Annotated in this window: 21 protein-coding genes; 12 read left to right on the top strand and 9 right to left on the bottom strand. The window is 69.2% G+C overall.

Features of this window, described 5'->3' with window-relative positions; genetic code table 11:
* Position 1: 1 nt before the first annotated feature.
* The gene (locus tag BLQ73_RS06725; RefSeq protein ID WP_093169385.1) at positions 2-541 is read right to left on the bottom strand and encodes an RNA polymerase sigma factor; all 540 of its coding nucleotides are present in this window, start codon (positions 539-541) and stop codon (positions 2-4) included.
* Between the two features lie 127 nt (positions 542-668).
* Here BLQ73_RS06725 and BLQ73_RS06730 point away from each other — a divergent pair, with 127 nt between their 5' ends.
* Positions 669-2057, top strand: coding sequence for a cryptochrome/photolyase family protein (locus tag BLQ73_RS06730; protein ID WP_093169672.1), 1389 nt, complete (start codon positions 669-671; stop codon positions 2055-2057).
* 179 nt (positions 2058-2236) lie between these two features.
* Positions 2237-3010: an SAM-dependent methyltransferase gene (locus BLQ73_RS06735; protein ID WP_218125651.1), complete on the top strand. Its 774-nt coding sequence runs from the start codon at positions 2237-2239 to the stop codon at positions 3008-3010.
* A gap of 97 nt (positions 3011-3107) precedes the next feature.
* Here BLQ73_RS06735 and BLQ73_RS06740 read toward each other — a convergent pair whose 3' ends face one another.
* From BLQ73_RS06740 to BLQ73_RS06760, 5 genes are all read right to left on the bottom strand, one after another.
* Positions 3108-3785, bottom strand: coding sequence for a uracil-DNA glycosylase (locus BLQ73_RS06740; protein WP_093169389.1), 678 nt, complete (start codon positions 3783-3785; stop codon positions 3108-3110).
* A 138-nt stretch (positions 3786-3923) separates the two neighbouring features.
* Entirely contained in the window at positions 3924-4823 is a 900-nt protein-coding gene (locus BLQ73_RS06745; protein WP_093169391.1) for a carbohydrate ABC transporter permease, read from the bottom strand.
* On the bottom strand, positions 4820-6085 hold the full coding sequence (locus tag BLQ73_RS06750) for a carbohydrate ABC transporter permease (RefSeq protein WP_093169673.1): 1266 nt from the start codon (positions 6083-6085) through the stop codon (positions 4820-4822). Before BLQ73_RS06750 ends, BLQ73_RS06745 begins: the two co-directional genes overlap by 4 nt.
* Before the next feature lie 89 nt (positions 6086-6174).
* A complete protein-coding gene (locus BLQ73_RS06755; RefSeq protein ID WP_093169393.1) occupies positions 6175-7497 on the bottom strand; it encodes an ABC transporter substrate-binding protein in 1323 nt (440 codons plus the stop codon).
* A gap of 108 nt (positions 7498-7605) precedes the next feature.
* A complete protein-coding gene (locus BLQ73_RS06760) occupies positions 7606-8877 on the bottom strand; it encodes an ABC transporter substrate-binding protein (protein ID WP_093169395.1) in 1272 nt (423 codons plus the stop codon).
* Between the two features lie 78 nt (positions 8878-8955).
* Here BLQ73_RS06760 and BLQ73_RS06765 point away from each other — a divergent pair, with 78 nt between their 5' ends.
* The 3 genes from BLQ73_RS06765 to BLQ73_RS06775 all read left to right on the top strand — a co-directional run bounded on the left by BLQ73_RS06765 (position 8956) and on the right by BLQ73_RS06775 (position 12880).
* Positions 8956-9513, top strand: a complete 558-nt coding sequence (locus BLQ73_RS06765; protein WP_245690849.1) for a PadR family transcriptional regulator — start codon at positions 8956-8958, stop codon at positions 9511-9513.
* Between the two features lie 31 nt (positions 9514-9544).
* Positions 9545-10291 (top strand): ABC transporter ATP-binding protein, encoded by a 747-nt coding sequence (locus tag BLQ73_RS06770; protein ID WP_093169399.1) that lies wholly within the window; start codon positions 9545-9547, stop codon positions 10289-10291.
* 426 nt (positions 10292-10717) lie between these two features.
* Entirely contained in the window at positions 10718-12880 is a 2163-nt protein-coding gene (locus tag BLQ73_RS06775) for an ABC transporter permease (RefSeq protein ID WP_245690850.1), read from the top strand.
* A gap of 44 nt (positions 12881-12924) precedes the next feature.
* On the opposite strand, the gene treS is transcribed toward BLQ73_RS06775, so the two are convergent.
* Both treS and BLQ73_RS06785 read right to left on the bottom strand, forming a co-directional pair.
* Entirely contained in the window at positions 12925-14619 is a 1695-nt protein-coding gene (gene treS / locus BLQ73_RS06780; RefSeq protein WP_093169674.1) for a maltose alpha-D-glucosyltransferase, read from the bottom strand.
* A 396-nt stretch (positions 14620-15015) separates the two neighbouring features.
* Positions 15016-16695, bottom strand: coding sequence for an asparagine synthase C-terminal domain-containing protein (locus tag BLQ73_RS06785; protein ID WP_245690851.1), 1680 nt, complete (start codon positions 16693-16695; stop codon positions 15016-15018).
* Between the two features lie 71 nt (positions 16696-16766).
* Here BLQ73_RS06785 and BLQ73_RS06790 point away from each other — a divergent pair, with 71 nt between their 5' ends.
* From BLQ73_RS06790 to BLQ73_RS06820, 7 genes are all read left to right on the top strand, one after another.
* Positions 16767-18647 carry a glycosyltransferase family protein gene (locus BLQ73_RS06790; protein WP_093169403.1) on the top strand — a complete coding sequence of 627 codons (1881 nt, stop codon included), beginning with the start codon at positions 16767-16769 and terminating at the stop codon, positions 18645-18647.
* A gap of 54 nt (positions 18648-18701) precedes the next feature.
* Positions 18702-18902 carry a hypothetical protein gene (locus tag BLQ73_RS06795; RefSeq protein ID WP_093169405.1) on the top strand — a complete coding sequence of 67 codons (201 nt, stop codon included), beginning with the start codon at positions 18702-18704 and terminating at the stop codon, positions 18900-18902.
* Positions 18903-18924: 22 nt separating this feature from the next.
* Positions 18925-19638, top strand: coding sequence for a DALR anticodon-binding domain-containing protein (locus BLQ73_RS34480; protein WP_093169676.1), 714 nt, complete (start codon positions 18925-18927; stop codon positions 19636-19638).
* 163 nt (positions 19639-19801) lie between these two features.
* Entirely contained in the window at positions 19802-21184 is a 1383-nt protein-coding gene (lysA, locus tag BLQ73_RS06805) for a diaminopimelate decarboxylase (protein ID WP_093169677.1), read from the top strand.
* A complete protein-coding gene (locus tag BLQ73_RS06810; RefSeq protein ID WP_093169408.1) occupies positions 21181-22476 on the top strand; it encodes a homoserine dehydrogenase in 1296 nt (431 codons plus the stop codon). Before lysA ends, BLQ73_RS06810 begins: the two co-directional genes overlap by 4 nt.
* Before the next feature lie 190 nt (positions 22477-22666).
* The gene (locus BLQ73_RS06815; RefSeq protein WP_093169410.1) at positions 22667-23779 is read left to right on the top strand and encodes a glycosyltransferase family protein; all 1113 of its coding nucleotides are present in this window, start codon (positions 22667-22669) and stop codon (positions 23777-23779) included.
* A complete protein-coding gene (locus BLQ73_RS06820; RefSeq protein ID WP_093169412.1) occupies positions 23776-25629 on the top strand; it encodes a glycosyltransferase family 2 protein in 1854 nt (617 codons plus the stop codon). Before BLQ73_RS06815 ends, BLQ73_RS06820 begins: the two co-directional genes overlap by 4 nt.
* A 76-nt stretch (positions 25630-25705) precedes the next feature.
* Here the strand turns inward: BLQ73_RS06820 and BLQ73_RS06825 are convergent, their stop codons facing one another.
* The gene (locus BLQ73_RS06825; protein WP_093169414.1) at positions 25706-26506 is read right to left on the bottom strand and encodes an SAM-dependent methyltransferase; all 801 of its coding nucleotides are present in this window, start codon (positions 26504-26506) and stop codon (positions 25706-25708) included.
* Positions 26507-26609 lie beyond the last annotated feature (103 nt).

The raw sequence follows: 26609 nt of genomic DNA on the forward strand, positions 1-26609 counted from the left end.
CTCAGGCGGCGACGGGGGACAGGAGGGTGGCGAGGCGGCGGAGACCGCGGGCGGTACGGGCCTTGACGGTGCCGAGGGGGATGTGGAGGCGTTCGGCGATCTCGCGCTGGGTCAGGTCGCCGTAGTAGGCGAGTTCGATGGCTTCCCGCTGGGGGGCGGGGAGGGCGGCGAGAGCGCGGCGGACCTCGTCGCGCTCGGGAAGGCCGTGGCCTTCGGCGGTGCCGTCGCGGGCGGGCGGGTCTGCCACGGCGTCGAGGGGGACCGTCTGGAGGGTGCGCGCCCGCAGGTGGTCGACGGCCCGTTTGTGGGCGATGCCGATCATCCAGGCGGGGAGGCTGCGGGCCGGGTCGAACCGGTGGCGTGAACGCCACACCTCGGAGAAGACGATCTGCACGACGTCGTCGATGTCGCGCGCGGGGACCAGACGGCGCAGGTAGGCGCGCAGCAGCGGGGCGTGGGCGCGAAGGCACTCGCCGAGCGCGTCGTCGTCGCCGGAGGCGAGGCGGGCCTCCAATGTCTCCAGTGTCTCCAGCGAATCCATGGGGAGCCTCCCTGCCGCTGTGGAGAGAACTGCACGCTTAACGTAGTCAAAAGCTATTCATACTTGTTCGCTGTATCCCCGCAAGTTGCTTCAGTCATGAGAATCTCCTGGTCAGCACATGGATCTGATGATCGGCGCCCGGAAATGCAACCGTCTCGCGCCCGGCTGCGAAAGCGTGGGTGTGGAGTGCGTGATTGTGCTGTTCAACAGGGATCTGCGGGTGCACGACCACCCCGCCCTCGACGCCGCCTGCGACCGTGCGCGCTCGGTCGTCCCCCTGTTCGTGATCGAGCCCAAGCTGCCGTCCGGGCACCGCGGCGGGTTCCTCCTCGACTGTCTCGCCGATCTGCGTTCCTCGCTCCGCGATCGGGGAGGCGACCTGGTCGTACGGCGGGGCGACGCGGTCGCCGAGACCATGAGGCTGGCCGACGAGGTCGGCGCCGACGCCGTGTGGACGAGCGCCGACGTCAGCGGTTACGCCCGTGGCCGGGAGGGGAGGCTGGCCGCCGAATGCGAACGGGCCAGGTTGGACTTCCAGCTCTTCGGCGGCGTGACGGTCGTCGCGCCCGGTGCGGTGGTGCCCGCCGGGGGCGGTGACCACTACCGCGTCTTCACCCCGTATTGGCGGGCGTGGCAGGCCACGCGCCGCCGTGCCGTACTGCCGGCGCCGGAAAGGGTCGCCCTGCCGGCGGGGCTGGCGCCCGGTCGCATTCCCGCGTCCTTTCCCGGCAGGCGTGGCCGTTCCGCCGGGGGCGTGGCGTCCGGGCGGAGCGTACGGCACGGCACGCTCGCCGGTGGCGAGACCGCCGCCAGGGAGCGCCTGCAGCGCTGGCTGCGCTTCAGCGCCGCCGACTACCCCGACGTGCGCGACGATCTGGCGGGTGACGGCACCTCCAAGGTCAGCCCCTACCTGCGCTTCGGATGCCTGTCGCCGCTTGAGGTCGTGACCAGGGCGGAGGGCGTCGGCGGCGAGGAGTTCACCCGGCAGTTGTGCTGGCGTGACTTCTTCCACCAGGTCGCCTATGCGTTTCCGGAGATCAACCGGCGCGACTACCGGCCCGGGGGCGGGGAGTGGCGCGACGACAAGGACGCGCTGGACGCCTGGCGGGAGGGGCACACCGGCATTCCCATCGTGGACGCCGGGATGCGCCAGCTTGAGGCCGAAGGGTGGATGCACAACCGGGCCCGCATGATCGTCGCGTCGTATCTGGTGAAGCACCTCCGCGTGGATTGGCGGCTCGGCGCCGACCACTTCTTCGACCTGCTGCTCGACGGGGACGTCGCCAACAATTCCGGCAACTGGCAATGGGCGGCGGGTACGGGCAACGACACCAGGCCGAACCGCGTGCTCAATCCCATCCGGCAGGCCAAGAGATTCGATCCCGACGGTGACTACGTGCGCAGATACGTGCCCGAACTGGAACACCTCTCCGCGAAGATCGTCCATGAGCCGTGGAAACTCCCCTCTCCCCTCAGGCGCTATCCACCACCGCTCACACCCCCGCCGACGGCTTAGACGGCATGGATAGGGCACGGATACGGCACGGATAGGGCGGGGATACGGCACGGATAGGGCGGGAATGGAGGCGCCGCGCCCCGCGCATGGAGCGGTGCCGCCCGACTCGCGGTGAGTGTGAAACCACGCCACCGGATGCCTACTGAACGGTACGATCTCGCCTGGCGGGAGGAGTGCCAGTGAGCGAGCTCGGCCCACGGGGAATCGACGTCCACGCGCCCAACGTCGCCCGCGTTTATGACTACCTGTTGGGCGGCAAGGACAATTTCGCCGCCGACCGGGAGGCGGCCGGGCGCATTCTCAAGGCGTTTCCCGAGGCCCGTGAGGGCGCCCGGATGAACCGCATGTTCCTCGGCAGCGTCGTGCACCACCTCGCCGCCCGGGAGGGCGTCGGGCAGTTCCTCGACATCGGGACCGGGCTGCCCACCCAGAGCAACGTGCACGAGGTCGCCCACGGGGTCGCCCCCGGCACCCGCACGGTCTATGTGGACCACGACAGCGTCGTCTGCGCCCACGGTCGCGCGCTGCTGGCCGGCGCCCCCACCGTCAGCATGGTGCAGGCCGACCTGCGCGACACCGCCGACCTGTACGACAAGATCCGGGCGACCCGCCTCATCGACTTCGACCAGCCGGTCGCCGTCCTGCTCGTCGCCGTCCTGCACTTCCTGGAGGATCCGGAGCCCCATGTCGCCGCGCTCCGGGAGTGGATGGCGCCGGGGAGCTTCCTGGTCATCAGCCACATGACCAGGACCGAGGAGCGCGGCGCGGACACCGACGCCGTGACCGGCGTCTACTCCCGCCCGGGCTCAGGCCTGTGGCCTCGCACGGTGCCGGAGATCCGCCGTTTCCTCGGTGATTTCGATCTGATCGACGCCTCCCGCTTCGTCGGGGAGGAGGCCGTGTCCGGCTTCGCCGTACTCGGCTGGGGCGGTGTCGGCAGGAAGCCGGCCTGAAGCCGGGCTTGAGCCGGGCCGGCATGGAACCGGCATGGAACCGGCATGGAACCGGCATGGAAAAGGCCCCCGGGAAGGGGGCCTGGCGGGGGATCGGTCAGGGGAGTTTCCACTCGACGGGGGACGCGCCCTGCCCGGTGAGGAGCTCGTTGGCGCGGCTGAAGGGCCGGGAGCCGAAAAAGCCGCTGCGCGCCGACAGGGGGCTCGGGTGGGCCGATTCGACGCAGGGCACGGGGTCGAGCATCGGCTTCAGCGACCGGGCGTCGCGGCCCCACAGGATGGCGACGAGGGGCTTGCCGCGGGCGGCGAGGGCGCGGATGGCCTGCTCGGTGACGTCTTCCCAGCCCTTGCCCCGGTGGGAGGCGGGCTTGCCCGGCATGACGGTGAGGACGCGGTTGAGCAGGAGGACGCCCTGCTCGGTCCAGGGGGTGAGGTCGCCGTTGGTGGGCTGGGGATGGCCGAGGTCGGCCATGTATTCCTTGTAGATGTTGACGAGGCTGCCGGGCAGAGGCCGGACGTCGTCGGCCACGGAGAAGCTCAGCCCGATCGGGTGGCCCGGCGTCGGATAGGGGTCCTGCCCGACGATGAGGACTTTCACGTCATCGAAGGGCTGATTGAACGCGCGTAGCACGTTGGCCCCCGAGGGAAGGTATTGCCGTCCCTCGGCCACCTCCTTCCGGAGGAAATCACCGAGAGCGGCGATGCGGTCGGAGACAGGGGCGAGAGCCTCTGCCCAACCCGGTTCAACGACTTCGTGCAACGGACGTGCGGCCATGGTCGTTAACTGTAGTCACCTTCGCCGACAGAATCGGTATGGTTCGGGGTTCCGAATCCCGCCATTTGCCGCACTCCATGGGGTTGTTGGCCGGGGACATCCCCGGGGCCCGTCCCACGAGGCCCCGGGGAGCCTCGGTCATTTGACCGAGCCGGCGAGCATCCCTTGCACGAAGTAGCGCTGGAATGCGAAGAAGAGAATCAACGGGATGAGGAGGGAGAGGAAAGCACCCGGCGCGAGGATGTCGACATTCGATTGGAATTGACGCATCTGCGACTGAAGTGCCTTCGTCATCGGTTGGTTCTCGGTGTCGGCGAAGACCAAGGCGACGAGCAGGTCATTCCAGACCCAGAGGAACTGGAAGATGCCCAGGGAGGCGATCGCGGGTTTGGCCAGCGGGAAGACGACGGTACTGAAGATCTTCCATTCCCCGGCGCCGTCCATGCGGGCGGCCTCCAGGAGTTCCCGGGGGATGCCCGCGAAGAAGTTGCGGAGCAGGAAGATGGCGAACGGCAGGCCGAAGGCGACATGGAAGAGCACCACGGCCGGGATGGAGCCGAAGATCCCGAGCGTGCCGTACAGACCCGCGATGGGGATGAGGGCGATCTGGATCGGCACGACCAGCAACCCGATCACGACCAGGAAAAGCGCGTCGCGGCCGGGGAACTCGATCCAGGCGAACGCGTAGCCCGCCATGGCGGCGATGCCGATGACGAGCAGCGTCGTCGGCACGGTGATCAGGATCGTGTTCCAGAACGAGGAGGTGAACCCGCTCGCCAGCAGGTTGGCGTAGTTGTCGAGCGTGATCTGGGCGGGCTGGGTGAGCAGCGTCCACCAGCCCGAAGAGGTGTTGGCCTCCTGCTCGCGGAGCGAGACCACGAACAGGCCCAAGGTGGGCATGAGCCAGAACAGGGCGATGACGATGACGACGACCTGGAGCAGTCCGCCGCCGAGCCGGTCGATGATACGGGCCAGCGGACTGCGCTGGATCCCTTCCCTGTCGCGGGCGTGCTTCGGTTCGAGGGTCGCGGTGGTCATGACTGCTCCCTTTTGAACCGCCTGATGTTGAACATCATGAAGGGCAGCACCAGGATCAGCAGGAAGATCGCCAGGGCGCTGCCCAGCCCGTAGTCCCCGCCGCCGCCGAACGACACCCGCCACATCTCCAGGGCGACCACGTTCGCCTGAGGTTGCACCGAGCCGGGGGCGATGACGAAGACCAGGTCGAAGACCTTGAGTGTATTAATGATCATGGTGACGAAGACGACGAGTAAGACGGGTGACAGCAGTGGAACGGTGATCCGGCGGAACACCTGCCACTCGGTCGCGCCGTCCATGCGGGCGGCCTCCAGCGCGTCACGCGGGATGGAGGCGAGCCCCGCGGAGAGGAGCACCATCGCGAAACCCGCCCAGACCCAGATGAACGCGGCGATGATGGCCGGCGTGATCAATGTCGGGCCGAGCCATGACAGGCCGTTGAAGGGCGCTTCGAAGTTCTCGCGCGGCAGCCGTACGACGTGGTCCCCCGAGGTTAACTCGGGGAAGCTGAACGTGCCGTCGTTCGCCGTGGTGGTGGTCGCGACGACGGTTCCGTCGCGCAGGGCCTCCACGGTGACCCCGGCCAGCGCCTTCTCGTCCACGTCGACCTTCTCGGGGGCCCCGCCTCCACCGGGTGTGAAGTCAAGCCACACCGTGCCGTTGATCCCGGCGGTCCCCTGGCCGGGAGTCTTGGCGGGTGCGGTGGAGGCGGGGAGCATGTCGGGGCGCAGCCCCACAAGTGGCACGAGAACGGTCTGCCCCGGCGAGACCGGTTGACGTGTCACCACTGCACCGTCCGACGCGACGACCGGTGCCTGGTCGTTCTCCCGGGGGCGAGCGCCTGGAATGCCGCTCCCCGAGCTGAAGATGTCGCGCACGGAGGTGATCACCGCGTTGGCCACCCCGCGGTCGGGGTCCTGCTCGTAGACGAACCGGAAGATGACTCCCGAGGCCATGAGGGAGACGGCCATCGGCATGAACACCACGAGTTTGAACGCGGTCGCCCAGCGGATGCGCTCGGTCATCACCGCGAAGATGAGTCCGACCACCGTCACCAGGGCCGGTGCGACGGCCACCCAGATCAGGGTGTTCCTGATCGTCGTGAGCATGGCCGAGTCGGTGAAGATGGATACGTAGTTGTCGACCCCGACGAAGGTGGAGCCGCTCGCGTCGAACAGGCTGCGGAAGATCGAGTAGACGATCGGGTAGATCACCATCACGCCCAGCAGGAGCACCGCCGGGAGCAGGAACCACACCGCCATCTTGGGGGAGGGGCCGAGGCGTTTGCCGGTCGCCGCGGGGGGGCGGGGCGTGCCGCGGGTCGCGGCACGCCTACCGGCTGTCTTCGTGGTCACTTCCAGGCCTTCTTGGCCTCGGCCTCAAGCTTGCCCTGGATGCCCTTGACGTCGGAGGGGTCACGCACGAAGTCCTGGAGGAGCTTCCACTGGCCCTTGCCGTCGGTGCCGCCGAAAGCGCTCGGAGCAAGGTCGGACATGTCATACCGTACGGCTTCGCCGGCTGAGACGATCGTCTGCGCCAGCTGGCGGGTCATGTCGCTCGGGTAGATGTCGGGAGAGACATTGCGGTTGGGAGACAGGTACCCGGGGAGCTTCGCCCAGATCTCGCCGCCCTCCTTGGAGGCGAGGAACGCGAGCAGCGCCATCGCGCCCTTCCCGTCCTTGAGCGCCACCGCGATGTCCCCGCCCAGCACCACCGGATCGGTGTCCCCGGCCTTCGGGAACGGGAAGATCTTGGCCTCCTCCCCGACCTTGGCGCCGGCCTCGCCCGCGGAGGCGGCCACGAAGTCGGCCTCGATGACCATGGCGGCCTTGTCCTGGCCGTAGACCTGGGTCACACAGGTCGGGAAGTCCGTCTGGAGAGCGCCGTTCGAACCGCCGAGCATGAGGTCTTTCTTCCCGGCGATCTGGGCGATCTTCTTGAGCGCCTCCGCGACGGTCGGGTCGGTCCAGGGAATCTCATGCTTGGAGAGCTTCGTATAGTTCTCCGGCCCGGCGGTGGAAAGGTAGACGTTCTCAAACAGGTCGGTCAGCGTCCAGCCCGACGCCCCGCACAGAGCGAAAGGCGCGGTGCCGGAGTCGGCGATGGACTGCGCCGCCTTGATGAGGTCGTCCCAGGTCTTGGGAGGCTGCACGCCCGCGTTCTCGAAGGCCGCACTGCGATACCAGATCAGCGACTTGTGCGCCGCCTTCACCAGCACGCCGTACGGTTTCCCGTCGGCCGAGCCGAGCTCCTTCCAATACGGCGTGTAGTTCTGGTCCACCTGGGTGAGGACGTCTGCGCCGAGCGGCTTGAGCGCGTTCTGGTCGGCGTACTGCTGCACCAGACCCGGCTGCGGCAGAATCGCGATGTCGGGCGGGTTGCCGCCCTGGATGCGCGGGCCGAGATAGGCGCCGGTGTCCTCGCCGGTGGAGGCGTAGGTCACCTCCGCCCCGGTCTTCGCCTCGAAGGCCGCGAGGACCTGCTCGAAGTTCTTCTGCTCTTCTCCGGTCCACTTGGCGGCGACTTCGATCTTCACCCCCTGCAGTTCCTTCGCGGCCTGTGAAGGAGCCGCACTGTCGCCACCGGTCGCGGGCGGTGCGGCCTCGCCGCCGCCGCAGGCGGTGGCGGCGAGCGCGAGGCCGGCGGTCATGGTGACGACTTTGTAGATACGCATATGGCATTGCCTCCGGTGGGCTGGTCACTGTTCAGCGGGGGTGACAGTGGAGGAGGTAGGGCGCCCGGTGCCCGGGCGCCGTTACGGGTGCCTGAGGTCAGGCGCCGGCTAGCGGGCGCGGATGATCTCGTCGAGTTCCGCCCTCATGGCGGAGACGACCTCGCTGGTCGACTCCGTGAAAGGCGGGGTGAAAGCACGGGAGACGGCGCTCGCTATGACCAGGCTGACCTGGTTGTATTTGGCGCTGACCGGCCGGAGCCTGGCTGTGAGCAGGCTGTCCTTGAGAACGGGAAGATAAGGAAAACGCCGGATGAGTTCCGGGTCGTCGTAAAGCTCGGCCCAGACCGGCGGGAACGACCCTTCGGTCAGGACGAGCCGTTGGTTGGACAGGCCGGTGAAGTACCTGATGAACTTCAGCGCGGAATCCTGTCGCTTGGAAAAGGCGCTGATCGCCAGGTTGACGCCGCCGAGTGAACTCGCCCCCGGCCCCTCAAGACCGGGGAGCCGGGTCACCGCGAACTTTCCGGCGACAGGCGATTGAGTGGCCGGGCCATAGCCGTGCGGCCAGTTGCGGGCGAATGCGAGACGCCCTTCCTGGAACGCCAGCCTGGATTCCTCTTCCTTGTAGGAGAGGGACTCCTTGGGAATCCACCCCTCGCGAAGTCCTTGCGCGAGGAAGTCGAGCCCCGCCGCGGCCCTGTCGTTGTCCATGGTCACGCGCGTGCCGTCCGGGCTGAGGATCTGCCCGCCCGCCGAATGTACGGCTTCCGCGAAGTTGACGGTCAGTCCCTCGTAGGCGAGGAACTGGCCGGCGTAACCCCCGATGTCATGTTTCTTGCTGAGAACTGAAGCCTGTTTCCGCAGCTCCGCCCAGGTCTTCGGCGGAGCGAACCCCTCTTTCTTCAAAAGATCCTTGCGGTAGTAGAGCAGCCCCGCATTACTCGTGTACGGCACCGCCCACAGTTTGTCCCTGTAGACCGCCGTGTCCACCACCGTCGGCAGGAACCTATCGAGAGGGAACATGCCTCTCTCCAGGGGGATGATCCAGCCGGCGTCGGCGAACTCCGCGGTCCATACGACATCCAGACCTATGACGTCGTACTTATCGCTTCTGGCTTGCAGGTTCGCCACCACTTGCGCCCGCTGTTCATCGGACGCCTCGGGCAGCTCGATCAACGTGACCCGCTCGGACGGGTGGTCCCGGTTCCACCTGTCGAGCAGTGGTTGGAGGTAGGCCGTCGTGTCGCGACCGGTCGCGAACGTGAACGGGCCCGTCCCTCCGACTCTGTCATCGCTATGGATCTCCTGCGTCCCCCCTACGGTGCATGACGCCAGCAGCAGCAGCACTGCCAGCGTTACAGCTACCGGTGGGCGAGGCATGGGATCCTCCGCTGTTCAGAGCTATGCATACCTGTTAGGTATGTCGTCGAATGCATGCATGTTATCCATAGCGGTAATGTGAACGTCAACACACAGGGCGATTACGCTCCCGTAACGGAGGAGATGGGTGTGCGGCTGCCGCTGCTGGCGCTCCTGGCCAAGGAACCTGCCCATGGTTACGAGCTCAAACAGGCCCTGGAGCTGACCTTCGGCGCCGCCTACCCCTCGCCCAACATCGGCCAGATCTATGTCACGCTGGGCCGGCTGGAGAAGGACGGACTTGTTCGCGCGGTGGCTGTGGAGCAGTCCAACCGCCCCAACAAGAAGGTCTACTATCTGACCGAAGACGGCCGGGAGGCGCTCACCACATGGGCCGACGGCATCGTGGAGGGGCCACGCGTGCGTGACGAGTTCTTCATGAAGCTCGTCCTCGCCCCGATGACCGGCATCGCCGACCGCTCCGCGCTGATCGGGCGCCAGACCCGCCACTTCCTCGGGATCATGCGGGATCTCCACCATCTCGCGGAGACGACCCCACCCGAAGACCGCTTCGCGCATCTTCTGATCGAGGGCGCCATGCTCCACCTGCAGGCCGATCTCGACTGGTTGGAGCGGTGCCGGGAAGAGCTGACGTGACACACTGCGCAACTTTAAGCAAGGTACTTATATGAGCAACGATCCCGTTGTGAGGACCGTCAATCTGGTCAAGATCTACCAGAACGGCGGAGTGCCGGTGCCGGCCGTGCGCGGCATAGACCTCTCGGTCGAACCTGGCAGCTTCACCGCCATCACCGGGCCGTCCGGCTCGGGCAAATCCACGCTGGTCCACATGCTGGGCGGGCTCGATCCCCGCACCAGCGGCGAGATCTGGATGTCCGGCAAACGCGTCGACACCCTCTCCGAAAGCGCCTGGGCGCTGCTCCGGCGCGAACGCATCGGGCTCGTCTTCCAGTTCTTCAACCTCATCGGCAACATGACCGTCGCCGACAACGTCGAACTCCCCGCCCTCCTGGCCGGAGCGACACCCCGCGAAGCGCGCGAACGCCGCGAATACCTCCTCGGTGAACTCGGCCTCGCCGACCGCGCCGACGACTCCCCCACCCGCCTCGCCGGCGGCGAACAGCAGCGCGTCGCCCTCGCCCGCGCCCTCGCCAACCGGCCCAGCCTCCTCCTCGCCGACGAGCCCACCGGCAACCTCGACAGCCGCAACACCCGCGACGTCCTGCGCCTCCTCAGCCAGGTCCACAAAGACGGCCAGACCATCATCATGGTCACCCACGACGCGCGCGTCGCCAGCCTCGCCGACCGTCTCGTCACCCTCCTCGACGGCCAGATCGTCGACGACGGCTCCATCCCCGCCCCCCGCCGCCGCCCCCTAGGCCGCGCCGGCGACGTCATCGAACTCCACGGCTAGCCACACATGCACACACCCCCCAAAAACAACCCCAAAGACCCAACCACCCCCCCCAGCCCCACACCCGACCAGAGCGCGCAAGAGGGCGCAAGCGAAACTCCCGGGCACGAGCTCAACCAGAGCGCGCAAGAGGGCGCAAGCGAAACTCCCGGGCACGAGCTCAATCCGGGAGCGCGAGAGGGCGCCGGTCCCTGGACTGACGAACGCAGGGAGCGCAGCGACCGGAGTGAGGAGGGAAGGGATCGGGTCAAGAGCCCTCTCGCCGCGGCGCGCAGCGCCGCAATCAAAAACAGCCCTCTCGCCGCGGCGCGCAGCGCCGCCATGGGAAGAGCCGCCATAAGCAGGTGGGTAGTACGTGATCTCAAAGCGCGGAGGTGGGAGGCTCTCCTCGTCGTCATACTGGTCGCCGGGGTGGTGACGGCGCTGATGGCCGCTGTCACCTTGCTGGAGGACCGCACGAACCCGTGGCGCGGCCTGTTCGACGAGTCCAACGGCGCGCACGTGTGGATCCACACGAACGACGACCCGGACGTGGAGGCGCTGGCGCGGTTGAAGGATGTGGCCGCGGTGGCGGGGCCGTACCGTGCGGCGCCGGCGTCGTTGATGCAGCAGGGGCGCCGGGTGCCGGTGGCGTTGCGGGCGGTGCCGGTGGCGCTGCCCGCGGTTGCCCGGCCTTTGGTGCGGGAGGGGCGGTGGCTCGACATCTCGGCGGTGGACGGGGTGGTGGTGGAGCGGTCGTTCGCCCGTGCGATGGGGTTGCGGCCTGGGTCTCCGATGACGGTCACCGCGTTGAACGGCGCCCGCCATCCCCTGGTCGTGGTGGGGGTCGCCGGCTCTTCGGATCAGGGTTTCTACCCCGAGTGGCCGGGTCTCGTCTGGGTGTTGCCTGAGACCTTGAACGGGATCGAGCCGGAGCGGGGCCGCAGTGAGTCGGTCGTGGGTCTGCGTATGGAGACGACTGACGCCGACGCGACGCGGCTGGTCGCCCAGCAGGTCGCCACGGTGCTGAAGAACCAGGTCAAACGTGTCTCCACCTGGCAGGAGATCCGCGCGTCGATGGAGCTGGACAACCGGCTTCTCGGCACGTTGCTCGGGTTCTTCGGCGTGGTCGGCTTGGTGGCCGCTGCCCTCGCCATCGCGAACGCGGCGGGTGGCAGGGTGCTCAGCCAGTTGAGGGATCTGGCGACGTTGAAGTCTCTCGGGTTCACCCGCGGCCAGATCGTGGGCACCTTGGTGGTCCAGCACGGCGGGATCGGCCTGTCCGGCGTTGTCCTTGGGTGGTTATGCGGTCATGTGCTGACCACTGTGGTCTTTGAACGCACCCCGGTGCCGATGCAGTCGCTCGGCGTTCTCGTGGGGGCGACTCTGGTGGTGCTGGTCGTCGTGGGGGTGCCGGCCTGGCGGGGCGGGCGTACCGCCCCGATCCCCGCCGCCCCGGCCGCCCCGCTTCGGGGCCGCCTGTCGCGGCCCGCCCGTCTGGCCCTGCTCGTACGGCTACCGCCGGCTCTCGTGCTCGGCGTCCGCGATGCCGTCACCCGCCCGGCCCATGCAGCGCTCACCGCACTGGGCCTTGCCGTACCGATGATGCTGATCGTGGTGGGTTTGGGCTCTTGGGCGTCGCTCGATGCCTTTCTGGAGGACCCGCGCCGGGTGGGCCAGGCGGGTGCCCTGCATGTACGGCAGGGTGCCTTGCCGTCGGCCGACACCGTGCGGCTGGCCATGGCCGACCCGCGGGTGACGTCCGTCTTCCCGGGGACGGAGGTGGAGGCGCTGGTGCCGGGCCAGGCACGCACCGTGCTGGCGAGGGCGCTCGGCACGTCGGCGCAGCCGTACCCGTTCAGCGTGGTCGAGGGGCGCATGTTCGCGGAACGGGGTGAGGCGGTGGCGGGCCAGGGGCTGTTCGACCTGCTCGGGGCGAAGATCGGTGACCGGGTGCGGCTCACGGTGGGCGGCACGCCGTTGATCGTGCGTTTCGTGGGCCGGGTCATCGAACCCGAGCGCGACGGCGAGGTGCTGTCGCTGGGGTTGGACAGTCTCGCGGTCAAGGACGCGGTGCCGGCGGGCTTCTACAGCCTGGTGCTGCGCGACGGCGCCGATCCCGCTGTGGTCCGCGCCGCGTTGCTGGCCGGGTCGAACGGGGTGCTGGAGGTGCGCCACGTGGTCAACCCCGCCGAGCGGCTGGCCGTCATCCGGCTGGTCGTCATCGCGTTGATCGCGGTCTTGGCCTTGGTGGGCCTGGCCAACCTGTTGACGGTGAACGCGCTCGGGCTGCGCGATCACGCGGCCGACCTCGTGGTGCTCAAGGCGATGGGTCTGACGCCCAGGCAGGTGATGGCGACGATGGTCACGGGGACCGGTCTGATGGTGGTGGTCGGTGTGCTCGCCGGCACGCTGGCGGGGGCGTCCGCCGCGGCCTGGCTCATCGATCTGCAGGGGCACACGAGCGGTGTGGGGGCCGGGATCGGGCGCACGCCGACACCGCTGGTGCTGGCCGCCGCCGTCCTGCTCGCGGTGGGAGCGGCGCTGCTGGTGGCGCTCCTGCCGGCCAGGAAGGCGGCGCGTGCGAGGCTGCCTGTGACCGCGCGGTGAGGGATGATCCCGCGCGGTCTTTCGGACTCAGTCGGTTCTCGGACTCAGTCGGTCGGCCGGCTCAGGGAGAACCAGTAGAAGCCGTGGCCGGGGAGCGTCAGCGTGTAGGGCGCGTCCCCGATCCTCGGGAAGGGCACTTCGCCTCGGCACTCCATGGGGATCATCCCTGCGAAGCGCTGAAGGTCGAGTTCAACGGGTTGCGGATACTTCGACAGGTTGTTGACGCACAGCATGAGGTCGTTGCCGTCTTCGCGTACGAACGTGAGGACGGCGGGGTTGGACGACCACAGCTCGATGTAGGCGCCGGTGCCGAACACGGGGTGGCTGCGACGGATGCGCAGCATACGTCTGGTGAAGTGCAGCAGGGATGACTCGCTCTTGAGCTGCGCTTCGACGTTGACCGCCTGGTAGCCGTAGATCGGGTCCATGACCGCGGGCAGGTAGAGCCTGCCGGGGTCGGCCTTGGAGAACCCGGCGTTGCGGTCGGGGTTCCACTGCATCGGCGTGCGGACCGCGTCCCGGTCTTCCAGCCAGATGTTGTCGCCCATGCCGATCTCGTCGCCGTAGTACATGACGGGGGAGCCGGGGAGCGACAGCAGCAGGGCGGTGAACAGTTCGATCTGGTCGCGGTCGTTGTCGAGAAGGGGGGCGAGGCGACGCCGGATGCCGAGGTAGGCCCGCATGCGGGGGTCCTTGGCGTATTCGGCGTGCATGTAGTCGCGCTCTTCCTCGGTGACCGTTTCGAGGGTTAGCTCGTCGTGGTTGCGGAGGAAGATGCCCCACTGGGCGGTTTCAGGGAGCTTGGGGGTGCGCGACATGATCTCGGAGATCGGTTCGCGGTTGCCCCGCCGTACGCTCATGAAGATGCGGGGCATCAGGGGGAAGTGGAAGGCCATGTGGCATTCGTCACCGCCCACAGTGGCGTCGCCGAAGTACTCGACCACGTCCTCGGGCCACCCGTTGGCCTCGGCCAGCAGCACCCGATCGGGGTACAGCCGGTCGACCTCGGCGCGGATTGAGCGCAGGTAAGCGTGGGTTTCGGGCAGGCCGGAGCACGAGGTCCCCTCCCTCTCGAAGAGGTAGGGCACCGCGTCGAGTCTGAACCCGTCAATACCGAGATCAAGCCAGAAACGTAGAACTTCAAGCATTGCCGCTTGGACTGCGGGGTTGTCGTAGTTCAGATCTGGCTGGTGGTGGAAAAACCTATGCCAGTAGTACTGGCCGCGAACGGGGTCGTATGTCCAGTTTGATTCTTCGGCCCCGATGAAGATGATCGGCACGTCAGGGTATCCGTGGGGATGGTCGGACCAGACGTAGAAGTCGCCGTAGGGCCCCGTGGGGTCGTTTCGGGACGCCTGGAACCAGGGATGCTGGTCGCTGGTGTGGTTCATGACCAGGTCGGTGATGATGCGGATGCCGCGTTCGTGAGCGGACTCAACCAACTGCACGAAGTCCCCGAGGTCTCCAAAGTCCGGGAGGATCTTCATGTAATCGGAAATGTCGTAGCCACCGTCGCGCAGAGGCGACTCGTAGAGCGGGAGCAGCCACAGGCAGTCCACACCGAGCCACTCGATGTAGTCCAGCTTCTCTGTAAGGCCGCGCAGGTCACCGGTGCCGTCCCCGTTGGAGTCCTTGAACCCCCGGACCAGCACTTCGTAGAACACAGCCCGCTTGTACCACTGTGGATCCTGGGAGACGAATGTCTCCGAAACAGGTTCCGGGCAGGGGGATGCACTCATCATGGTTCGCTCACAAGTTAGATAAGGGCAGAACGAGATCACCGGCTGGCCAGCCGGTGGTGATTCGTTATGAATACGCCGCCCCAGGAGACGTCATCCCTTACGTGCTCCATGCCCATGCCTGATGCCCGGGTCGCGACCCGAAGGTGGACTGTCGGCGGCGCTGCTGGGCCGAACACTACCAGCAGGTTGGGCCTGATGAAGTGCGTTATGTGAGTGCTGTTCGAGCACCGCGCGCGATCATGGTGATACGCGCACGTAATAGCCCTGTTACCAGAACTTCTTCCACTGGAAATGGGCCGCCGCGCCACTTCCTTAGGGCACGGTCTGTGGACACGGCGTGTCGCATAATTGAGACGGAGAGTGGCGCCGGACGCGCCGGGTGACTCAGTTCACTCAGTTCCAGGGCGTGGAAAGGTCGCCGACCGACTCCTCGACATCGCTCAGCCACGTGCCGAACAGCGCGAGCCCGCGCACCCAGAACCGGTCGTTCCACCCCGTGAACCGCGCCAGGGCGTCCGGTCCCTCCGCCACCACGCCGAGCAGGTGGTCGGAGAGCAGCCCCGGGACCGCCTCGGCGACCCGTGTCAGCATCCCGTGGGCGTGGGCCCGCGCCGGAGCCGCGCCCGAACGCAGCGGCACGCGGCGCAGCGGCTGCTTCACCACGTTCGTCGACGGCAGCGCCGCCACCCTCGGGTTCGCGGCGTGGAGGACCTCGCGGTAGAAGCGTCCCTTGTCCTTGCGGCCCACGCCGACCGACAGGGCCGCGTCGAAGAAGTCCGGGTCGAGGAACGGCGCGATGAACGACGACTCGGGGCCGACGAGGTTCACCGGGGAGCGCGCGATGGCCCGCGCCGTCCTGGTGTGCAGCACCGACAGGGGGAGCTGGGCGCGGTGGCCGCGCAGCATGGAGGTCGCGCGGGCGAAAGCCGTACGCACCTCGTCGCCGATCCAGGCCGCGGCGGCCTCCGACAGGAACGGGACGGACGGGGCGCCGAGCGACAGCGAGGAGAGCAGCGCGGCCTGGCGCCGCTCCTCGGAGTCGGCGTCGATGGCGTCCCCGCTGACCATGAAGTTCTTCAGGAGGGGCCCGCCGGCGAGGCCGTCCACCAGGGTGCGGCCGGACCGGTGGATCTCCCGGGCGAAGGGGGCGTACCAGGCGTGGTGCGGGGTGAGGTGCTCCAGCCTCCGCGCCACGGCCAGGGCGTCGTCGGGGTAGGTGGCGGGGTCCTGGTCGACCACGCGGTGCCGTACGCCGAGTTCGCGGGTGATCGCGCGTGCGAAGGAGATGTCGGTGTCGGTGCCGTCGTCGGGGCTGGTCGTCCACGACTCCACGTCCGCGCCGCGCGCCGCGGCGACCGCGCAGAGCAGCCGCGAGTCGTAGCCTCCGCTCACCGGTACGAGCAGTGGCCGGTCCTCGAAACCCTTGTAGACCTCGTGCAGCAGCTCGACGATCTCGCCGGCGGTCCTGCCCGCCTCGTAGGGTTCGGTGCGGAGCCAGCGGGGGAGTCGGCGCTCGACGCCCAGCCGCCCGCTCCTGCGGGCGTACACCAGCGCGCTCGACCCCGAGAGCCGCTTCACATCCGCGTACGGCGTCGCCTCGCCGAGCGGGAAGGTCACCTGGATGATCGAGGCCCACGCGCTCCAGTCGATCGCGAGCGGCCGGGCGGCCAGGGTGAGCAGGGGGGCGAGCAGCGAGGAGAAGTAGACGGCGTTCCCGTCGACCAGGTAGAACACGTCCACCAGGCCGAGGCCGCCGGCGTGCAGGGTGATCCGTTCGCCGTCGTCGATCAGCCCCGGGGCCTCGAAGGTCTCCGCGACCGAGATCCACTCCGATGGCCCGTCCGGGACCCGCTCACCGAAGGCGAAGGCGTAGGCCCGGCCCTCCCGGTGGTACGGCGGGAGCGGGGCCGAGCTGAACAGCGTCGCGACGGAGGTCTTCAGCGCCGGACGCACCCGAGGTCCGGCGGCGAGGAGCGTGTCCACCCGGTCGGGGTCGAAGTCGCCGAGGGCGCCGCACACGTACGGCCGAACTGAAGGTGACGGCCACTCAGCTTTTCCCATCGTGTCGTCCACCGCACAACTCCTCTATGTCGCGAATGGCCAAAGGGTATCCTTTTGCACCGCTCAGACTTTCGGAGGACAACGTGGCCGGCGGGGAACTCGACAGTACGCGGCGAGCATTGCGGGAGGCGCTGGCGCAGGCCGAACGCGCAGCGGACCTGGCCAGGGCACTGGACGCGACACAAGCACGACTCGCCGACGCCGAAAGGCTCGCCGAAGAACTCCGCACGACGACCGAACAGCTCAATGCGGCAGAAGAGAAACTGGCCGCCGAACGCACCCAGACCGCGCGGCTCCGCCGCGACCTCGCCGAACAGCGCTACCAGACCGAGGTCGCCAACTGGAAGCTGTCCTCGATCAAGGTCGCCCGCTGGTCCAGGCTCGGCGACGCCATCAAAACCGGCAAACGCAACCCCGTACGGCTTGCCAAGGGCCTGAAGGGCGCCGCCCGCCCCGCCAAACGCCCCGCGGCCCCCAAACGGCAGGCCGTGCCCGACCCGGCCGCCGCCGCCAAGGCGCCCGCCCCCGGAGCGGCCTTCCAGGCCACCACCTCGACCCGCGTCGTCGCCGGCACATCCTTCAAGCTGAAGCCGTACCGCGTGCCCACCGGCCCCAACACCCGGCCCCACCTCACCGTCGCCGTCGTGGCCGAGCCCCACGCCGAAGCCCTCCTGCGCTACGAGTGGCGCCAGACGACCGGCTTCACCCCCCGCGACTTCCACCGCGTGCTGCCCGCCGAGATCCCGCACATGGTGCTCGTCGAATCGGTGTCCGAAGGACCGTGGGCCGAGGAGATCGCCGGTGAACCCGGCGAGGGGCTGCGAGCCCTGCTCGCCTGGTGCGCCGAACGCGGCATCCGCACCGTCTTCTGGCACACCAAAGGCGACGTCGCCGACTACGCCCGCGCCGCCAAGCTCTTCGAACACGTCGTCACCGCCGACGCGACGAGCCTGCCGCGCTGGCGCGAGGCCGTCGGGCGGGCCGAACACTTCGGCTTCGCCGTACAGCCCCGCATCCACAACCCCATCCCGCTCGCCGGGGGACGCTTCGACCGGGTGCTCACCCTCGACGAGCTGCTGCCGGGCCACCTCGCCTACCCCGACGTCCTCACGTCCTACCGCTGGCCGAGGGCCGTCGACTGCCCGCCGGGCACCGCGCCCTGGCGGCTCGCCGAGATCGCGGCCTGCGGCACCCCCATCGGGACGGTCACCGAGGACCGCCGCACCCACCAGACGCTGCGCAAGACGTACGCCGCCGGCACCATGACCGAGCGCGTCGACACCCTCCTCGGCCACGTCGGCCTGCCCGCCGCCCGGGCCACCCTCACCACCTCGATCATCCTCGCCGTCCAGAACCCCGCCGAGCTCGACGCCGCCCTCGCCCAGATCTCCCGCCAGACCGGAGACGTGCGGCAACTCGTGCTCATGGGCCCGCCCGAGGCGGCCCGGCACCCCGGACTGCCCCAGGGCTACGACGTGGTCGTCCGCGCCGCCGACCCCACCACGACCACGGGCGGCCTGCTCAACCGCGCCCTCGACCTGTGCGACGGCGACCTCGTCGCCGTCATGGACCCGCGCGACCTGTACGGCCCGCACTACCTCACCGACCTCAGCCGGGCCTTCCTCTACAGCAGCGCCGACATCGTCGGCAAAGCAAGCCACTACGCCCACCTGAGCGCCGCCGGCGCCACACTGCTGCGCCGCCCCGACGCTGAGTACAGCTATCTGCCCGAGATCGCCGGCGGCACCCTGCTCGCCCGCCGCAACGTCCTGCGCGGCCTCGGCTTCCCCGACCTCACCGACGGCTGGGACGAGGTGCTCATGAGGCAGTGCCGTACCGACGGCGTGAAGGTGTTCTCCACCGACCGCTTCGAATACGTGTGTGTCCGCGAGGAGGACACCGCCCTCCTCTCCTCCGCCCACCTCATCGAGTACGGCCCCGCCGAACCCCACGCCCTGTTCTGAGGTGGATGTCCGAAACGTTCAATCGGCGAGGCGGGCTTTGGCGCGCTGGAGGTCGTGGGCCAGGAATTCGTCGTCGGGGTTGGCGGCGGCCTGCTTTTCGTAGAGTTCGACCCTGCGGCGGTGGAGGCTCAGTTCGAGATGGTGGAGTTCGGCCTCGTCGGCGGCGAGGGCGGGGTTGGCGGCGGCGGCTCCGGCGATGAGGCGTTGTCCAAGGCAATCCGTGGACAGCGGATTGTGTCAATGTCGGGGCCATAGGGGATGGGCATAGGGTCGTTTGGTGATCGCGCGTCGGTTGGGTGAGGTGCTCGGGGGGCCGCCGGAGCCCAGGGGGACCTGGGAGGGTGAGGCGGTTTACGTGTCGGCCGCGGCGTTGAGGTCGGGGCGGGCGGCTCGGGAGGCGGCGGACCGGCTGGCGGAGAAGGTGCGGGGGCTTCCGGGAGTGGGGGAGGTCCGGGTGCGCGGGGCGGGGTTCCTGGAGATCGTGGTGGCGGTGCCGGGCGAGCTGGCGCGGGAGATCGTCGGTGACGCCCCGGCCGACGACACCGCGACCGACGACACACGGGCCGGCGGTACCGAGGGGACCGTGGGCCGCGTGTGGCCGGATTTCCCGAGGACGTGGGACAACCCCGGGTTCGTGGTGAGATACGCCTACTGGCGGGCTTGTGCCGTACGGCGGTGGGGCGCCGAGTTGGGCGTACGGCGGGAGCCGTTCGAGCCGGAGGCCCTGGACGGCGGGTGGGATCGGGCGGTGCTGCGGGTGCTGGCCGAGGCGCCGGGGCGCAGGGTGAGCCGGGACCCGGGGTGGGCGGCTTATGTGGAGAGGTTGGCGCTGGCCTATCACGACGCCCACGAGAGGGCTCCCGCCGTACCGGTGGGGGACGAGGGGGCGGCGGCGGTGCACACGGCGCGGCTGTGGCTCGCGGAGGCGGTGCGGCTGACGGTGGCGGAGGGGATGCGCGCGCTGGGGGAGTGTCCGCCGGGCCGGATGTGATCTTGCGAGGAACGGGTGAAAGGACGCCGCGGCGGGGCTGGAAAACATATCTTCCGCGCTGTCAGGCGCAATGCCTGAAAAATTCCGAAAAAACTGTTGTCGTCTGTCTCGCTGGGTGGTCATCCGTCCCATGGGGATCGGCAGGTCCTATAGCCTCGATCGGGTGAGTCGTTTCGTCCATCCCGCAGGTGACCGGCACGCCGAGATGCTGCCGCAGGAGCGCCCCCCGCGCCGCCCGTCGGACCTCAACACACTGCACCCCACGATCTGGCCGACGACCGCCTCCCGCTCCGGCGGAGCGGTGACGATCGGCGGCGTCGACGTGCGTGACCTCGCCAAGCAGTACGGCACGCCCCTCTATGTCGTGGACGAGGAAGACGTCCGGAGCAGGTGCCGCGACTTCCGCGCCGCCTTCGGGGGCGGCGACGTCCACTACGCGGGCAAGGCGTTCCTCTGCAAAGAGGTCGTGCGCTGGATCGACGACGAGGGGCTCGGCCTCGACGTGTGCAGCGGCGGAGAGCTCGCGGTGGCGCTCAGCGTGGGCTTCCCCGCCGCGCGGATCACGTTGCACGGCAACAACAAGTCGCCCGCCGAGCTCGACCGCGCGCTCGCGGCCGGGGTGGGCCGCATCGTGATCGACTCGTTCGAGGAGATCGCGCGGCTCGGCGCGGCGGCGGCGCGGCGGGGCGTGCGGCCGAAGGTCCTCATCCGGGTGACGACGGGTGTCGAGGCGCACACGCACGAGTTCATCGCGACGGCGCACGACGACCAGAAGTTCGGACTCTCCCTCGGCAGCGGCGCGGCGGCCGAGGCGGTGCGCCGGGTGCTGGAGCTGCCCCAGTTGCAGCTCGTGGGGCTGCACTCCCACATCGGCTCGCAGATCGTGGACACCGCCGGGTTCGAGGTGGCCGCGCGCCGGCTCGCGGTGCTGCTCGTGGAGATCAAGGACGAGCACGGGCTCGTCCTCCCCGAGCTGGACCTCGGCGGAGGGTTCGGCATCGCCTACACCGAGGCCGACGAGGCGCCCGACATCAAGGTGATCGCCGACGGCCTCCGCGAGATCGTGGCCAAGGTGTGCGCCAACGCGGGGCTGCCCGTCCCGCGCCTGACGGTCGAGCCCGGCCGGGCGATCATCGGCCCCGGCGGGGTGACGCTCTACGAGGTCGGCACGGTCAAGGACGTCGAGGGCCTGCGCACCTACGTCAGCGTCGACGGTGGCATGAGCGACAACGTGCGCACCGCGCTCTACGGCGCGGACTACACCGCGCGGGTCGCCTCGCGCGTGAGCGAGGCCGCTCCCATGCTCTCGCGCATCGTCGGAAAGCACTGCGAAAGCGGTGACATCGTGGTGCGCGACCACTGGCTGCCCGGCGACCTCGCCGCGGGAGACCTGCTCGCCGTAGCCGCGACCGGGGCCTACTGCCGGTCGCTGGCGAGCAACTACAACTATCTGCCCAAGCCCGCGGTCGTCGCGGTCAAGGACGGCGCTTCCCGGCTCATCGTGCGCGGTGAGACCGAAGAGGACCTGCTGAGGGGACAACTGTGAAACCGCTGAAAGTCGCACTGCTCGGTTGCGGTGTCGTCGGCTCCCAGGTGGTCCGGCTGCTCCATGAGCAGGCCGACGACCTCGCCGCGCGTGTCGGGGCGCCGCTTGAGCTGGCCGGCGTCGCCGTACGCCGCCTCGGCCGCAAGCGGGACGCGGACGTCGATCCGGCGCTGCTCACCACCGACGCGGAGGCGCTGGTCACGCGTGACGACATCGACATCGTGGTCGAGGTCATCGGCGGCATCGAGCCCGCCAGGTCGCTGATCGTCGCGGCGATGGAGAAGGGCAAGTCGGTGGTGTCGGCCAACAAGGCGCTGCTGGCCGAGGACGGCGCGACCGTCCACCGGGCGGCCAAGTCCGGCGGCGCCGACCTCTACTTCGAGGCGAGCGTCGCGGGCGCCATCCCGCTGCTGCGCCCGCTGCGCGAATCGCTGGCCGGAGACCACGTCACCCGCGTCCTCGGCATCGTGAACGGCACGACGAACTACATCCTCGACAAGATGGACTCCACGGGGGCGTCGTTCAGCGATGCGCTGGAGGAGGCGCAGGCGCTCGGCTACGCCGAGGCCGACCCGACGGCCGACGTCGAGGGCTTCGACGCGGCGGCCAAGGCCGCGATCCTCGCCGGGCTCGCCTTCCACACCCGGGTGACGGCGGCCGACGTGCACCGCGAGGGCATCACGGAGATCACCGCGGCGGACGTGGCCAGCGCCAAGGCCATGGGCTACGTGATCAAGCTGCTCGCCATCTGCGCCCGCTCGGAGGACGGCCGGTCGGTCGGCGTCCGGGTGCACCCGGCCATGATCCCGAGGACGCACCCGTTGGCTGGGGTCCGCGAGGCGTACAACGCGGTGTTCGTGGAGGCGGAGTCCGCCGGGCAGCTCATGTTCTACGGCAAGGGCGCGGGAGGGGCTCCGACGGCCTCGGCCGTACTCGGCGACCTGGTGGCGGTGGCGCGCAACCGCCTGGCCGGCACCCGGGGGCCGGACGAGTCGACCTACGCCGAGCTCGCGGTCCACCCGATGGGCGACACGGTCACCCGCTACCACGTGTCCCTCGACGTGGCCGACAAGCCCGGCGTGCTCGCCCGCGTGGCGGAGATCTTCGCCAACCACGACGTGTCCATCCAGACCGTGCGCCAGGAGGGGCACGGCGACGACGCCCAGCTCGTCCTCGTGAGCCACCGGGCGTCCGATGCGGCGCTGTCGGCCACCATCGAGACGCTCCGCGGCATGGACATCGTCCGGGCCGTCGTCGGCGTCATGCGGGTCGAGGGCGACGACACTCCCTGACAGCCGCGGCCTGTCCGAAATCGGACGGCCGAAACCAGACAATAGCTACGCGAACATGGGCCGGGGGCGTACTCACGCTCCCGGCTCGTGGGCTTTGCAGGAAGGTGTCGGCAATCTTTCAGGAGGCTTAAGGGGAATAGGGGTAGGTTTGTCTGTGCCCCTCTCCTTCGAATCGCTGTAGGACCCTTCGGTGACCGACGCCCCCGACACCCCTCCGACGCCGCAGGGATTCCTCCGTACCCCCTCCGAACCCCCGGGGGACCTGAGCTGGGCGGACGGGCGGCCGGAGATCGCGGGCGCCCCGGTGCCCGAGCCCGCGACGGCGGCATTCGCAGCCGGGCTGAGAGGGAGAGCCGGCCTCAGAGTGGTCTGGCCCGATCGGCCCGCACCCGTGTCCCCCCTGCTGACGGCGCTCGCCTCGGCGGGTGTGCCATTGTTCTCCGCCGAGGCGCCCGCGTGGGCGCGTCAGGCCGAACCCGTCCTCACCGGCCTGCTCACCGCGTGGACGCCCCCGGAGCGGCCGGACGACTCCCTGCGGTCATTGACGGATCTGCGCAGGGAGGAGCACAGCATTCGGCTCCGGCGGCACGCGCTGGGCGGCGGCCGTACGAATCCCGCGGTGAGCGTCCTCATGTCGAGCATGCGGCCGGCCATGCTCGCCTCGGCGCTCCGCCAGATGGAACGGCAGCGCGGTGTCGAGGTCGAGGTGCTGCTCGGGTTGCACGGGACGTCCGTCGAGGACGCCGCGGTCAGGCGGGCCGTCGCGGAGTGCCGGTTGCCGATCACCGTGGTGGAGGCGGGCAGGGAGGTGCCTTTCGGCGAGGTGCTCAACCGCGCCGCCGACAAGGCCGACGCTGGAATTATCGCGAAATGGGATGACGACGACTGGTACAGCCCTGAGCATCTGTCCGACCTCCTCATGGCCCGGAAGTACTCCGGAACCGAGGTCGTCGGCGTCGCCCCGGAGTTCTTCTACCTCGAACCCCTGGTGACCACGGTGCGCAGAACCGACTACTCCAGCGAGGTCTGGACGGACCACGTCGCCGGGGGCACGATCATGCTGGAGACGGCGATGCTGCGCGAGGTCGGAGGGTTCGAACCCGAGCCGCGCGGCGTGGACGCCAGGCTACTCGCCGCCGCACGCAGGGCCGGAGGCCGGATCTACCGCACCCACGGGCTCGGATACGTGCTGCGCCGCGCCCTCGGCGACCACACCTGGCGGCTGCCCCTCGCCCATTTCCTGCGGCGGAGCAGCCGGCAGTGGCACGGTTTCCGCCCCAGCCAGATCATGGAGACGATGTGACCCCCCGCATCCCCGGCAACCAGTACACCGTGCTCAACCCTCCCGACCTGGGCACCTGGAAGCCGGTACTCCGGGTGAGCATCGTCATCCCCGCCTACGGGGGCCAGCACGAACTCGACCTGGTCCTGGCCGGACTCTCCGCCCAGACCTACCCCGAAGCGCTTACCGAGGTCCTGGTCGTCGACAACGGAAGCACTCCCGCCCTGCGGCTGCCCCCGATCCGCCCCGCGAACACGCGGCTGATCATCTGCGGCGCCCCCGGGCGGGCCAACGCTCGCAACGCCGGGCTGGCCGAGGCTACAGGCGACATCGTGCACTGGCTCGACTCCGACGTGGTGCCCGCCGCCGACGCGGTCGAGGCGCACATGCGCTGGCACCACCTCGCGCCCTATCTCGTCGTCACCTCCTACCTGCGCTTCACCGACGCCCCCCTCCCGCAGCCCGAGCAGATCGCCGGCACGGACCTGGCGTCCCTGTTCGAACCCGCCGAACCCCACGCCTGGATCATCGACCTCATCGAACGCACCGACGGCCTCATCGGCGACCCCCACCGGGCCTTCAGCCTGCACGTCGGCGGCGCCTCCTCCGTCAACGCCGCCCTGCTCCACCGCGCCGGGCCGATGGACACCGACCTCATCCTCGGCCAGGACACCGAACTCGGATACCGGCTCGCTCAAGTCGGCGCCGTGTTCGTGCCCGAGCCCGAAGCCCGCGGCTACCACCTCGGCCCCACCATGCGCATGCGCGGCAAAGCCCCGATCGACCGGGTCAGCCACGCCCTCGTCGCCGACCGCGTCCCCGCCTACCGCTGGCTGCGGTCGCACCCCACCAGGCAGTGGAAAGTGCCCTACGTCGAGGTCGTCGTGGACGCCGAGGAGGCCGACTACGACAACGTGCGCGCCACCGTCGACGCCGTCCTCGCCGGGACCGTCAACGACGTCGCCGTCGTGCTGACCGGCCCCTGGGACACCCTCACCCCCGAACGCCGGTCCCCCCTCGCCGACCCGCGGCTCGACCTCGTGCTGCTGCGCGGCCACTACGCGCACGAAGGCAGAGTACGGCTGGCGCCCCGCCCCGAAACCGGCTCCCACCCGGCCGGCGGTGACGGCGGGGGTGCGTGGGCGGTGCGGGGAGAAGGCGCGGGCCGGGCCCTCGTTCCGGGGGAGTCGGGCGGGGGCGCGGTCCCGTACCGGCTGCGCCTGCCCGCGGGGTGGGTGCCGGGGGAGGACACGCTCGCCACGCTGCTGGAGCTGGCCGGGGGCGAAGGGTACGGCCTGGTGTGCGTGCTGCTCGACGAGGACGGCGACGGTGTGCTCGCCGCCAGGCTGGAACGCACGTCGTCGTTCGCGAGGGCCGCCCTCGTCCGTGAGCCCGGGGAACCCCTCGACGACGCCGTCGACGACGTGGCAGGGGTGGTCTGGGTGGACGCCGAGACGTACGGCTTCAGCAGGGCGGAGCCGGACCACTCGATGACCGGGCGCAGGAGCGCCTTTCGCGCCCGTGTCGAGGCGGAGGCGGAGGTGGCGCGGCTCAAGAAGGAGACCGAACGGCTGCGCGCCCAGGTGACGCGGTGGCGTAAGGAGGCCGGGAAATACCGCGAGGACGTCGCCAAGTGGCGCAAGGGCGCCGTGGAGCTGCGCCGCGAGCTGGCCACGCTCCGGCGGGAGCTGGCCGCCTCCAAACGGGGGCTGCGGGCGATGTTCGCCACATCGGTCAAGCGGGCGCTGCGCCGGGGCCGCCCCGTCAGGGCGGACCGGCGCGGCAGTGGCGGTGGTGGCAGTGGTGGCGGCGGCGGTGGCGGCGGTGCCGGTAGTGGGGGCGGCACCGGAAGCGGGGGCGCGATCGTGTGAAGCTCGGCTCGGCCCTGGGCCGGTGGATGCGGCCTCGGGAAGGACCGCCGTGGCGGGCCGCAGTGACGAGTCGGCGTTATAGGCGACGGCCCACACCGCAGAGGAAATACGAACCTATGCCCCGATAAAGCACGTGACTCCCGGGGTCTGGGCGCCACTCCGGCAAGTTCACCACGCCCGGTTCCTCCAGCTCGAACCCCTCGAAGAAGCGGCTGATCTCGGCTCCCGTCCTGCTGATGAACGGGCTGGACGCCTTGCTGTAGACCTGCTCGACGCCGGGGGCGGCGGCGGGCCGCGCGTCGATGGCGACATGCGATAGAACGAAGTAGCTCCCGGGTGCCATCGCCTCGCGCAAGGTCTGGATGATGCTCATGGGATCCTCCTTGTCCGAGATGAAGTGCATGATCGCCAGAAGCATGACGCCCACGGGGCGGTCGAAGTCGATCAACTGCCGCACGGCCGGCTGGTCGAGGATCTCCTGGGGGCGGCGCAGGTCGCCCTCGACCATGGTCACGTTCTCGGTGCGGGCGAGGATCGCGCGGCCGTGCACGCCTACGACGGGGTCGTTGTCGACATAGGCCACCCGCGATTCCGGCTCTATCGCCTGGGCGACCTGGTGCACGTTCTGCAGAGTGGGCAGACCCGTCCCGATGTCGAGGAACTGCCGGATGCCGGCGTTGACCATGAAGCGCACCGAGCGGCCGAGGAAGGCGCGGTTCTCGCGGGTGCTGAACCTGACCTCCGGCACGATGGCGAGCACCTTCTCGGCGGCCTCCCGGTCCGCCGTGAAGTTGTCTTTTCCTCCAAGGTAGTAGTCGTACATGCGCGCCACGTTGGGAATGCGCGTGTTGACTCCTGACGGCCCCTGCTCGGTCACCTGTGCCGCCCTTCGGGCATAGGACTACGTGATTCCGGTGATCTTAGCTCCCTTGGGGCGATTCGGGTGATATTAAGTGATATAAAATCGAGCCTGGAGATAT

The organism is Sinosporangium album, from assembly GCF_900100605.1.
GTDB lineage: Bacteria > Actinomycetota > Actinomycetes > Streptosporangiales > Streptosporangiaceae > Sinosporangium > Sinosporangium album.

Bases quoted from the DNA above. Each gene is read 5' to 3' on its own strand.
- BLQ73_RS06725 (WP_093169385.1), bottom strand. From the start codon at position 541: ATGGATTCGCTGGAGACACTGGAGACATTGGAGGCCCGCCTCGCCTCC.
- BLQ73_RS06730 (WP_093169672.1), top strand. From the start codon at position 669: ATGATCGGCGCCCGGAAATGCAACCGTCTCGCGCCCGGCTGCGAAAGC.
- BLQ73_RS06740 (WP_093169389.1), bottom strand. From the start codon at position 3,785: ATGGCCGCACGTCCGTTGCACGAAGTCGTTGAACCGGGTTGGGCAGAG.
- BLQ73_RS06745 (WP_093169391.1), bottom strand. From the start codon at position 4,823: ATGACCACCGCGACCCTCGAACCGAAGCACGCCCGCGACAGGGAAGGG.
- BLQ73_RS06750 (WP_093169673.1), bottom strand. From the start codon at position 6,085: ATGGCGGTGTGGTTCCTGCTCCCGGCGGTGCTCCTGCTGGGCGTGATG.
- BLQ73_RS06755 (WP_093169393.1), bottom strand. From the start codon at position 7,497: ATGCGTATCTACAAAGTCGTCACCATGACCGCCGGCCTCGCGCTCGCC.
- BLQ73_RS06760 (WP_093169395.1), bottom strand. From the start codon at position 8,877: ATGCCTCGCCCACCGGTAGCTGTAACGCTGGCAGTGCTGCTGCTGCTG.
- BLQ73_RS06770 (WP_093169399.1), top strand. From the start codon at position 9,545: ATGAGCAACGATCCCGTTGTGAGGACCGTCAATCTGGTCAAGATCTAC.
- BLQ73_RS06775 (WP_245690850.1), top strand. From the start codon at position 10,718: ATGGCCGCTGTCACCTTGCTGGAGGACCGCACGAACCCGTGGCGCGGC.
- treS (WP_093169674.1), bottom strand. From the start codon at position 14,619: ATGAGTGCATCCCCCTGCCCGGAACCTGTTTCGGAGACATTCGTCTCC.